General features: G+C 48.7%; 2 rRNA genes. Both read left to right on the plus strand.

Annotated features, from left to right (window positions below):
• Nucleotides 1-198: 198 nt before the first annotated feature.
• Nucleotides 199-3,097, plus strand: a 23S ribosomal RNA gene (locus ACYH9I_RS11210).
• Nucleotides 3,098-3,222: 125 nt separating this feature from the next.
• A 5S ribosomal RNA gene (gene rrf, locus ACYH9I_RS11215) occupies nucleotides 3,223-3,338 on the plus strand.
• Nucleotides 3,339-3,347: the final 9 nt, after the last annotated feature.

The raw sequence follows: 3,347 nt of genomic DNA on the forward strand, positions 1-3,347 counted from the left end.
TAAGTAAATAGAAAGATAAAGCTCTTTAACAATTAGGAACAAGCTGAAAGAAACGAGTTCTCGTTCTTGTGTAATGCATTTATTGAGTTATTTGATTAAACGTTAGCGATAACGATTAGTTAGATTGAATTAATAAAGGTAGAGACATAAAGAAAGAGAAAAAAGCGTAATTAAAACCAAGACAACTGTGAGTTGTAAGGTTAAGAAATTAAGCGTACACGGTGGATGCCTAGGCAATCAGAGGCGAAGAAGGACGTGTTAATCTGCGAAAAGCGACGGTGAGCTGATAAAAAGCGCTATAGCCGTCGATGTCCGAATGGGGAAACCCAGTGTAGGAGACTACACTATCATATAATGAATTCATAGTTATATGAGGCGAACCGGGAGAACTGAAACATCTAAGTACCCCGAGGAAAAGAAATCAACCGAGATTCCCTAAGTAGCGGCGAGCGAAAGGGGAGTAGCCCAAGCGGGTAGCATATAGTATTAGTGGAAGCGTCTGGAAAGTCGCACGATAGAGGGTGAAAGTCCCGTACACGAAGGTGCGATATGTGGAAGCTTATAGAGTAGGGCGGGACACGTGATATCCTGTCTGAAGAAGGGGGGACCATCCTCCAAGGCTAAATACTCCTGATTGACCGATAGTGAACCAGTACCGTGAGGGAAAGGCGAAAAGAACCCCGGGAGGGGAGTGAAATAGACCCTGAAACCGTGTACGTACAATCAGTGGGAGCTGCTGCCATTAGGTAGTAGTGACTGCGTACCTTTTGTATAATGGGTCAGCGACTTATATTCTGTAGCAAGGTTAACCGAATAGGGGAGCCGAAGGGAAACCGAGTATTAACTGTGCGTTAAGTTGCAGGGTATAGACCCGAAACCCGGTGATCTAGCCATGGGCAGGTTGAAGGTTGGTTAACACTAACTGGAGGACCGAACCGACTAATGTTGAAAAATTAGCGGATGACCTGTGGCTGGGGGTGAAAGGCCAATCAAACCGGGAGATAGCTGGTTCTCCCCGAAAGCTATTTAGGTAGCGCCTCATGAGTAACTGTTGGGGGTAGAGCACTGTTTCGGCTAGGGGGCCATCCCGGCTTACCAACCCGATGCAAACTCCGAATACTGACAAGTTTAATCATGGGAGACACACGGCGGGTGCTAACGTTCGTCGTGAAGAGGGAAACAACCCAGACCGCCAGCTAAGGTCCCAAAGTCATAGTTAAGTGGGAAACGAAGTGGGAAGGCTTAGACAGCTAGGATGTTGGCTTAGAAGCAGCCATCATTTAAAGAAAGCGTAATAGCTCACTAGTCGAGTCGGCCTGCGCGGAAGATGTAACGGGGCTAAAACTATGCACCGAAGCTGCGGCAGTGCACGTAAGTGTATTGGGTAGGGGAGCGTTCTGTAAGCCGTAGAAGGTGTGTTGTGAGGCATGCTGGAGGTATCAGAAGTGCGAATGCTGACATAAGTAACGATAAAGCGGGTGAAAAGCCCGCTCGCCGGAAGACCAAGGGTTCCTGTCCAACGTTAATCGGGGCAGGGTGAGTCGACCCCTAAGGAGAGGCCGAAGGGCGTATCTGATGGGAAACGGGTTAATATTCCCGTACTGGCTATAACTGCGATGGGGGGACGAAGAAGGCTAGGTTTACCATCTATTGGATGGTGGGTTAAGCATGTAGGCGTGTGATTAGGCAAATCCGGTCACTAAGACGCTGAGGTGTGATGACGAGCTGCTAAGGCAGTGAAGTAATTGATGCCCTGCTTCCAGGAAAATCCTCTAAGCTTCAGGTTATAGTTAATCGTACCCGAAACCGACACAGGTGGTCAGGTAGAGAATACTCAGGCGCTTGAGAGAACTCGGGTGAAGGAACTAGGCAAAATGGTGCCGTAACTTCGGGAGAAGGCACGCTGACGGTAATTGAAATCCCACGCGGATGTAGGTGAAGTCAGTCGAAGATACCAGCTGGCTGCAACTGTTTAATAAAAACACAGCACTGTGCAAACACGAAAGTGGACGTATACGGTGTGACGCCTGCCCGGTGCTGGAAGGTTAATTGATGGGGTTATGCGTAAGCAGAAGCTCTTGATCGAAGCCCCAGTAAACGGCGGCCGTAACTATAACGGTCCTAAGGTAGCGAAATTCCTTGTCGGGTAAGTTCCGACCTGCACGAATGGCGTAATGATGGCCAGGCTGTCTCCACCCGAGACTCAGTGAAATTGAAATTGCCGTGAAGATGCGGTGTACCCGTGGCAAGACGGAAAGACCCCGTGAACCTTTACTATAGCTTGACAGTGAACATTGAGCCTTAATGTGTAGGATAGGTGGGAGACAAAGAAGCATGCACGCTAGTGTGTGTGGAGTCGTCCTTGAAATACCACCCTTTAATGTTTGATGTTCTAACCTATACTTCTGAATCGAGGTAAGGGACACTGTCTGGTGGGTAGTTTGACTGGGGCGGTCTCCTCCCAAAGAGTAACGGAGGAGCACGAAGGTTAGCTAATCCTGGTCGGACATCAGGAGGTTAGTGCAATGGCAAAAGCTAGCTTGACTGCGAGAGTGACGGCTCGAGCAGGTACGAAAGTAGGTCATAGTGATCCGGTGGTTCTGAATGGAAGGGCCATCGCTCAACGGATAAAAGGTACTCCGGGGATAACAGGCTGATACCGCCCAAGAGTTCATATCGACGGCGGTGTTTGGCACCTCGATGTCGGCTCATCACATCCTGGGGCTGAAGTAGGTCCCAAGGGTACGGCTGTTCGCCGTTTAAAGTGGTACGCGAGCTGGGTTTAGAACGTCGTGAGACAGTTCGGTCCCTATCTGCCATGGGCGTAGGAAAATTGAGAGGGTTTGCTTCTAGTACGAGAGGACCGAAGTGAACGCACCGCTGGTGTTCGGGTTGTGATGCCAATTGCATTGCCCGGTAGCTACGTGCGGAATAGATAAGTGCTGAAAGCATCTAAGCACGAAACTAGCCTTGAGATGAGTTTTCCCTGAAGAGATTCAGTAAGGTCCGTTTGAGACTAAGACGTAGATAGGTCAGGTGTGTAAGTGTAGTGATACATTGAGCTAACTGATACTAATGAACCGAGAGTCTTAACCTTACAACTCGGAGTTGTTTTGGGGTTACGCGATTGATAGAATAAAAGTTGAAATAACAGTTTGTTCCGGATTGAGCGATTGGTGCTGATATGAGATAATGTGCCAATTGAAAAGAAGACAGGATATGTCTGGCGGTAATAGCGCGGTGGTCCCACCTGACCCCATGCCGAACTCAGAAGTGAAACGCCGTAGTGCCGATGGTAGTGTGGGTATTACCCATGTGAGAGTAGGGTGCCGCCAGACTTTTAAATT

The organism is Gilliamella sp. X-23 (assembly GCF_057063545.1).